The following is an 8685-nucleotide window of genomic DNA, read 5'->3' as shown; positions in this document are numbered from 1 at the left end:
CAGTTCCCAAGGCAAGGATATCCTATATTGAAGCAAGCAAAATCATTGGTTTGCACATCATAAAAGGGAGAGAGTGGGCGAAAATATTTGAAGAAAAGACTATATGCCTTTTATGAATTCTCTCAAATGTCAAAAGCTGTTGTAACATGAGAAAAATAGTATGATAACGCGCAGCTGGTACTTTGATGAAGTAAAGAGGGGCATGAAGTGAAGAGAGGCATGAGGTAAAGAGGGGCATGAGGTAAAGAGGGGCGTGAAGTAAAGAGGGGCATGAGGTAAAGAGGGGCGTGAAGTAAAGAGGGGCGTGAAGTAAAGAGGGGCATGAAGTGAAGAGAGGGATGAGGTAAAGAGGGGCGTGAAGTAAAGAGAGGCATGAGGTAAAGAGGGGCGTGCTTGATGGCTTATACGCTTACAGAGGCTGTTTTGAAATGCGCTTGAACGCGCTGGAAAATATTTTAAAAAAGCGTGAATGAGGGGTACAAGTGTATTCTGTTGTAGGATGTTCTATTGGGAGTAAAAGGATAACCCCATTAAAGAACACGTTAAATAAAAGCATAAAATATGCCATTTCCACGATTTAAAAGATATTGTCGGCAGGCTTTAAGCTCGTAAAGCGGAAAAGTGTTGCCGGATGTTGGTTTTTACCCTTGAAATTTCATATCATTCTCAAATGAAATTATGTACCCATTATGGAAAGTATGCTAAAAGATATGTGTAGTATGCGCACTTTGATCTGGTCTATAAAAGCTAAAACTGCTTGCTCTTAGTCGTTTTAATGTCTGTTTTAAAATATGTAGCGAGCGATAAAGGTTGATGAACAGGAAAGGGAATGGGTTTTATGCTGCTGGCGTTAAGTTCTCATCTTAAAGTTTGGGGACTATAGAGGTGGGTTTAAAGAGGTTGGACAAACTCTTGGTGCTTAATAAAATAGATTAGAACTTTTTTGGAGAATGGAAACTTCCCTTATTGATTGTTGGAAAGGCACTTTTAAGACAAAATATCAAAATAAGTATCAGGAACAGAAAGGCTATAGACAATGCCTTCTTCTGTCAATGTGAACGAAGCCGAACCATTGACGGAAATGGGAACAATTTTTTCAAGAACGGCACTGCCAAAACAGGCTTTTTTATTGTTTGTGAAAGGGACACCGGATTCAAAATTTTCATTCCATGTGATGATAAGGTGCGTTTTGCCATTCAGTTTTGTTTCAATTTCACAGCGTATACAGACACTGCCCTTTTCTTGCGAAAGGGCTCCAAAAGAAAGAGAATTGACAATCAGTTCATGAAAAGCCAAACCAATATGCAAAGCGGCATTGGGAAAAAGATAAGGATCGACACCTTCAAGTGAAAAACGTTCTGTTTCTTTCATTAAATAGCCTAAAGCTTGCGTTTGGACCAATTCGCGAAATTGAGCTCCACGCCAATCGGAATCGGTGATCAGATCTTGAGAATGAGAAAGAGAATGAAGACGACCTTGAAATTTGCGTAAGAAAACCTGAAGAGATTCAGTATAGCGTGCCGTTTGGCTGGCAATACTTTGAATGATCGCTAAAAGATTTTTAGAACGGTGGCTTACTTCTCGAAGGAGAATTTTAAGCACTTGTTCACGGCGGCGTAAGCCCGAAATATTAACACCAGTGGTGATAATACCGATAATGTCTCCGTTATCATTGCGGTGGCAGTCAACAGAAAATTTGTACCAAATCTCTTGTTTATTCGTATCTTCAAAACGTGCTTCGACGGTTTGCATTTTGCCACTGGCTAAAACTTGCAGTTTGATGGTTTCCATATTGTCTGCAAGGTCAAGCGAAAAAAAGTCGCTGTCACGACACCCAACCCGCCATTTATTGTGCAAATGGTGTGGCAAGTTTTCAGCCCATAAATAAACCAAATTTGTTGCCTGATAGAGAACACAAATATCAGCACCACGAATCGCTTGCATGAGCGCGCTTATATGAGATCTGTCCATGGGAGGCTTTGAAAGAGGCGTAACGATCATAATTTTAAGATGTTACTCTGTTCTAAGCCGCTTTAGAAGCATTCTCTTGAAAAAATAAAGCTTGGGAAATAAGCGCTTTTACCATATCAGGGTTAAAAGGTTTGGTCACTAAAAAAGTCGGTTCTGGACGTTCGCCTGTGAGAAGCCTTTCGGGAAAAGCCGTGATGAAAATCACCGGTATACGATCATTTTTCAAAATCTCGTTGACCGCATCAATGCCTGAACTGTTATCGGCTAATTGAATATCAGCCAAAATTAAACGTGGCTTTTTCTTATGATACATGATGACAGCTTCATCACGCGTGCGCGCTATTCCTACAACATGGTGACCTAAGCTTTCTACCATTTGTTCAATATCAAGCGCAATAAGAGGCTCATCTTCAATAATCATCACTTCAGTGGCAATTTGTTGAGAAATGTCAAAAGATGCTTGGTTGAGAAGCTTGCGAAATTCTTTCGTATCCAGATTCATGATTTCGCTAGCTTCTTGTTCATGAAATCCTTCAACGGCAATGAGCAAAAATGCTTGGCGTGCACGGGGCGTGAGATAGGATAATTTGGCACTGGTTTTTTGTTCAAGACCAAATTGAGGCAGGGGTTCTGGGATGTTCGGTGTGGTTTGGTCAAAAAGATGGCAAAAAAGCCAATAGGTACCAATTCGGTCAGTGGAAGCTTTGGGAAAAATGGAGATGTCGGCAATGAGTGCTTCCAACATCGCTGATACATAAGCATCGCCAGAGGATTGGCTACCAGTGACAGAGCGGGCAAAACGCCGGAGATAGGGAAGATGCGGTGCAATGCGTGTTGATAATGACATAATTTATAACTCCTTTGACCTTGCAAGCATTTTGTTGGTTGAAACCCTCAACTGATAAAAAAGTTCCTTGATTTGTATGGAACTTTTTACTGACAGCCATATTTACAACCATAAGGCGAAAAAATTCTTCGCGGTGCTACCAATATTATATGGATTAGGGGGATGAAAAATGAACGACCGTGATGAAAAAAATCTCACTAGGCAATTTACAGTTGGAGATGATCTGCTCGGGGTCAATAGTGAAATAGCACGGAAATTACGCCAGTTTTACATGGAAATTCAGGAAGAAGCACTGCCACGGTGTTTGCTCGAGCTTTTAGAAAGATTAGAGCGCGCAGAGCAATTTGACTTAAACAATGTGGAAAAGGTTTGATCCTTTATGTCAAAGTGCACAAAAAACTTTAAACAAGAACTCCTTTCTGTGTTGCCTGCTTTACGCGCTTTTGCTGTTTCTTTAAGTGGCAAACATGATAAAGCCGAAGATTTGGTTCAAGATACTGTTATGAAGGCATGGGCTAAGCAAGACAGTTTTGAGATGGGAACTAATCTTAAAGCTTGGCTTTTTACCATTTTGCGCAATGAGTTTTATAGTCAAATGCGCAAAAAGGGAAGGGAAGTGCAAGATACCGATGGCGTGTTTACCCAAAATGTTGCTGTGCATCCTGCGCAATATGGATCGCTTGATTTGCAAGATTTTAAAAAAGCCTTAAATCTGCTTTCTGCTGATCAAAGAGAAGCCATTATTCTCATTGGTGCATCGGGATTTTCTTATGAAGATGCTGCGGCTATTTGTGGTTGTGCTGTTGGAACCATTAAAAGCCGTGTGAGCAGGGCGCGTAATCGATTACAAGAACTTCTTGAGGTGGATGGTGAGTCTGATTATGGTCCTGATTCTTATTCCGCTGGAAGTACATTGTGTTCATTTAACGGCTAAAAAAGCATAATAATTATGATGGATAGCCTTGTTTTTTTTATTCCCGTTATAGCTATTACAGTAAAGTCAGTATCTGAGGAAATTCAGAAGTTTGGCGTGTATCCTTAAGAACACAAGAAAAGCCCGTATAAAATTTTCTCACGGGCTTTGGGTTTTATGTTCCATAAGGTTGCCTTCCTTTGTGCTGAAAAATGACGACTTTCAAGTTCGCCACTGGAAATTCTATGACAACAAAGACAAATTTGCTGCCTCAAATGCCTTCTTCTCATGCAACGATATCACGCTGGCGGTGGGGGGCGATTGTTGTTTCTCTTGTGATGGCTCTTTTGGCATCGGTTTTTATTATGTTGCTTTCAAATGCCGTTGATCGAGAAGTCGCACAGTTGAATACAAGTTCAGAATTGCGCGAACAGGCTGATTTGGTCCTTATTAGCCTGATTGATATGGCTGTTGCTGATCGCAGCTATGCAAAAACGCGCAAGGCGGAAGATAAAATACGTTTTGAAAATGCAGAGCGGGAGTTGGGAGATATTCTCGACTATATCGCACTTATTGTTTATGCGCATCCGCAGTGGGATGAGTGGTTTAGGGCTTTTAAAAAGGAAGTCGAAGCAAGACAAGCTTTTATGAATGCCCATATGCATGCTCTTGATACAGTTCCTGAGCCATCTTCTCAACCTTCCGTCTCTTTAGATGTCTCCAAAATTCCCGTGGCACGCTTAGCGCAATTGATGACAAGTTTTATTAATGGGGATGATGTGGTGCGCCAAAAACAGCGCGAGGGTATCGCATTGATGCGGGCGGCTTTGACATTGGCGGCTATTGTTTCCGTTGTGAGTACCTTTATTTCTGCCTATTTTGTGATTAATCGTTTTCATCGTGATGTACGTTCTTTAAAATTGTATCAATTGCTGCTTCATAGCGAAAATATCGCTCTGGAAGCCCGCGTGAAAGAACGAACACAAGAATTAGAAAAAGCACGCAATCACGCCGAAAAAGAACGCCAACGGGTTGAAATATTGTTGCAGGATGCAAGCCATCGCATTGGCAATTCTCTTGGGACGGTGTCTTCTTTGCTGGGGCTTCAGTTAAGTCGGAGTAAAAATGAAGAAGTCCGTACTGTTCTAGGGGCTGCACGTGATCGTATTCAGACAATTTCTACAGCACATCGTCGTTTGCGTTTAAGTGATGATATGGAAACGACACTATTGGCAGAGTTTCTCAGTTCTGTTGTGCATGATGTCGAATTGGCGGTCCCTTTTGAATTGCGTGAAAACATTACCATTCACACCAACTTTAAAGAGTGTCGTCTGTCTTCAAGAGATGCAACAACACTTGGAATTATCCTTGGCGAGTTGCTAACCAATTCCTTAAAACATGCCTTTCCTGATCAACGGTCGGGCCATATTTATATTTCCTTTGGTCCCCAGAACGATGGACAATTGATGCTTATTGTAGAAGATGATGGCGTGGGGATGAAGAGCCAAACTTTAAAACAAAAGACAGGACTTGGTCGTGTAGTTGTGGAACAGCTTTGTATGCAATTTGGTGAAAAACCTCTGTTTGAAACTTCGGCTTTAGGAGGCACAAAAATTGTCATTCCTTTGCCAAAACTTAGCACGAGTAGTTCAAAAAAAATCTCTGACTGATTTTTTAAAATGGTCAATTTTCTCTTTGCCAATGGTAAGCTGCTTTTCATTCATCGTGAATGTATGGAGAGGACACTTTTTCACAAGAAGGAGGATAAAATACGGCTTCATAGCGCGAACACATCACTCTTTAATATTTACATTATCGATTGTCTTCAAGAGAAGCACCTTTGCTTCTTTATCTTTTGGTGTAATGTTTGATTTTCTCTCTTGTTGTTTTTTTGCTTTGTTGATTCCAATGATCGGCTTTCAAAATTCTCCTTGTCTGAGAGCTTTGAAGTGCTTAAGTTAGCTTTTAAATTTATTTTGAATAAGAACTTCTTTGAGCCAATAATACTTATATTCGTAAGCTCTATTGCTTTGCAAAAAATTGTTTTTTCAAGTTTTGTTATTTTTTGTAAGGGCTGTTAAAATTTTAAATATAGGGTGTTTTTGTAAGCGTGTGGGAGAAATATTTTTAAGGTAAAACGTGCTTGTAAAAAACTCATGCCCTCCCTCCTTCAGGGCTTTAAACAGCATCAGTGCTCAACCAGTGGAATCTGTGCAACAAGAAGTCGGGTTGTTTATAGAATGATATGGGTTTTAGAATCTTCGTTCTTTAGAAAAACTCACCTTTGATTTGAGATTTTATGGCATGGAAAACAAAGGGATTTTTATCGTTTTGATAAAATAAACAAAAAGCGTTAGCCTTTTGGGGTTCCATATTTTGCACTTTTCTGTTGTGCGTAAACCTGAAAAAGGGAGGGTGTTTTATTTTTAATCCTTATTATGCTGCTTTGGGTGGTGCATCTTTCGGCGTATCCTTTACAGATATTAAAGTGTGGAAATCTCTTTAAGAAAAGTTAAGCGCTCAAGCATATTTTTGAGATGTTTGAAGTCATAAAAATGCAGATGCTTTTATGCTTTAAGTCTCTTCGGAGGGTGCTATCGGGCTGTTGATCAAAGAATCAATGTTGTTTTTTTCTTGTAGGAATGTTTGTAGATCTTGATTGGTTAAGGCTTTGCTATCCGGTATACGGATGCGCATGGGATCAACCTTGACGCCATTGACAATGATTTCAAAATGACAATGAGGACCAGTTGCCATTCCTGTTGATCCAACATACCCAATAATTTGTCCTTGTCGTACTTTCACGCCTGGTTTGATGTCTGGTGCATAACGGCTTTGGTGTGAATAACTGCTGACATATCCATTGGCATGTTGAATTTCCGTATGGTTTCCATAGCCGCCTGTTACGCCTACTCTTGTGACAATACCATCTCCTACAGCAATAATGGGCGATCCTTTAGGAGCAATCCAATCGACACCCGTATGCATGCGAATATAGCCTAAAATAGGATGTTTGCGTGGACCAAAGGGGGAGCCAAAAATGCCATTTGGTGTGGGTTTGCGCAGCAAGAAAGGCTTTGAACTCTTCCCTTCAGAATCATAATAATCAACGCTTCCATCTTTTAATTGATAACGGTAATATTTATAAGTTGTGTTGCCAAAAGTTGCACTAATATAACGAATTTCTGGATCAGCGTTCTTGGAGGGTTCTTTGGCTTTCAAGTTCTTTTTGCCGTTTTGGGTTTCTTTATCGCTTTGTGGTATGGCATAAAATATTTCAATCTGATCATTGGGGGTTATCTGGCTTTTCATATCAATGTTGGTGGCAAGCAGACGAATAAGACGATGAGAGAGAGATTGTGATATATTATGACTGAGCAAAGCACTATAGAGTGCATCATAAGCTGTTGGTAATTGCGCGCTATTGATATAAGAATGCGGAATACCATTTTGAAAAGCCGTTTTAAGTGCTTTAGACATTTTAGGCTCTGTGCTTTCAATGAATTGACCTTTATCATTCAGAGCAATGGTGAGAACATGATGCATCCCTTGATAAATGCTTGCACGGACGAGATGATCTTTTTCGCCAGCTTGTGTCACGATACCAATGCGTAAAAGACTTCCCTCTTTAAGGGTATCGGAAAGGCTCATTTTTTCTAGTGTTTTTACAACCTGTTCAATTTGCTCTTTTGTATAACTGGTTTTTTTGAAAGCATCGGCTATCGTTTGTTTTTTACGAATAGGAATAATATCTTCAACATAGTTTTTCGTCAGATCAATACGGTGACTTTGAGGAGAAACGGTTACATTTTCTTGGACGATTCGAACTTCAGGGGATTCTGTGCCTTGGGAAGGGGAGGATACATCTTCTAATTTTAAAGGATCAATCAATGTGAGAACTGAAAGAAGTTCGGAGCTCTTTTCTAAAGTAAATCCAGCTTTTTGTACTTCTTGTTGTGCTTCTTCATCTGTCAATGTATCGCTGTCATCAAAATCCAATTGATCCATCTTAAAATCATAGCTGCGTAAGGTGATTTTTGTTTCGACCTTTGCTCCATAAATCTGTCCAGAATCTTGTAGTTTAGCGCTTTGATTTGTCGAATCATTAGCAAGAATGCTTAAAGAATCAAATTTGGGATAGCTATATTTCTGGGGGCGCTTTTCGGCTAAAGCCATACGAATCCATTCAAAATGTTGTGTTTGAATGACCTTTTCATCACCTTTTTTTTGTAGAATCGATAATTCAAATTGACGTTTTCTGTCAAAGCTTTGCCGTGCATGGGTGGGAGAAATACGATCACCTTTATAGCCATTGGCCTCAGGATCTTGTGATTCTGATAGGTTTTCTTGTGTAAACCATTGTGGAGGGGTTACCAATCGCTGTTGTTCATCAAGAGCCGTAAAAAGTGCAATCCCCATAAGAATGCAGGAAGTGATTCCTGTCAAAATGGTTCCCGTAAGCCAACGAGCAGAGACTTGTCGGCGAGCAGGCCGCAAGCGCTTAATGACAAGAGCAGGGTCTTGTCCAGGATCGTTTTTTTGTTGTTCGTTATCCCACATAGATTTATAAGAGTACTTTTCAATATTAAATAAAGAAAGCTAGATAGATAGCTTAGCATGCTTCTACAGGAATTTGATTCTTTTTACAAATTACAGATCATGCGATTCTTTTTATACAGCAATGTCTTTATAAATCGTATCTGCGCAGAAAATTTTCCTTAATTAAAGTAGCATAAAACAAGCGTTATTGTGATTAACTCATTCCTAGGCAACTTCCTATTTTTATGCATTGTAATGGGGTGCTATATTTTACTTTAAAGGCGCCATGCTCTCTTTGAACTCCTTGCTGTTTTCATGTTTTATTTTTATGAAGGCAGATTTTTCCAATAAAATCTTGAAATAGGATTTTTTGTTACAATTTTATTGGTAATGTTTGGGGCATTTTATTTAAAAA

General features: G+C 39.7%; 6 protein-coding genes. 3 read left to right on the top strand and 3 right to left on the bottom strand.

Features of this window, described 5'->3' with window-relative positions:
* Positions 1-987: 987 nt before the first annotated feature.
* Positions 988-2001: an HWE histidine kinase domain-containing protein gene (locus ACFIJL_RS03840; RefSeq protein WP_375622696.1), complete on the bottom strand. Its 1014-nt coding sequence runs from the start codon at positions 1999-2001 to the stop codon at positions 988-990.
* A 22-nt stretch (positions 2002-2023) separates the two neighbouring features.
* On the bottom strand, positions 2024-2818 hold the full coding sequence (locus tag ACFIJL_RS03835) for a response regulator (RefSeq protein ID WP_375622694.1): 795 nt from the start codon (positions 2816-2818) through the stop codon (positions 2024-2026).
* 169 nt (positions 2819-2987) lie between these two features.
* Between ACFIJL_RS03835 and ACFIJL_RS03830 the strand changes: the two genes are divergently transcribed.
* The 3 genes from ACFIJL_RS03830 (at position 2988) to ACFIJL_RS03820 (ending at position 5401) form a co-directional block, all read left to right on the top strand.
* Positions 2988-3191: a NepR family anti-sigma factor gene (locus ACFIJL_RS03830; protein ID WP_375622692.1), complete on the top strand. Its 204-nt coding sequence runs from the start codon at positions 2988-2990 to the stop codon at positions 3189-3191.
* 6 nt (positions 3192-3197) lie between these two features.
* Entirely contained in the window at positions 3198-3752 is a 555-nt protein-coding gene (locus ACFIJL_RS03825) for an RNA polymerase sigma factor (RefSeq protein WP_375622690.1), read from the top strand.
* Positions 3753-3976: 224 nt separating this feature from the next.
* Positions 3977-5401, top strand: a complete 1425-nt coding sequence (locus tag ACFIJL_RS03820; protein WP_375622688.1) for a sensor histidine kinase — start codon at positions 3977-3979, stop codon at positions 5399-5401.
* A gap of 904 nt (positions 5402-6305) precedes the next feature.
* Here ACFIJL_RS03820 and ACFIJL_RS03815 read toward each other — a convergent pair.
* Positions 6306-8291, bottom strand: a complete 1986-nt coding sequence (locus ACFIJL_RS03815; protein ID WP_375622686.1) for a M23 family metallopeptidase — start codon at positions 8289-8291, stop codon at positions 6306-6308.
* Between the last annotated feature and the right edge of the window lie 394 nt (positions 8292-8685).

Origin of the sequence: Bartonella sp. TT119HLJHH, from assembly GCF_042193385.1 — a bacterium.
GTDB lineage: Bacteria > Pseudomonadota > Alphaproteobacteria > Rhizobiales > Rhizobiaceae > Bartonella.
Note: the sequence above shows the minus strand (reverse complement) of the source record. Positions and strands in the feature narration are given on the sequence as shown.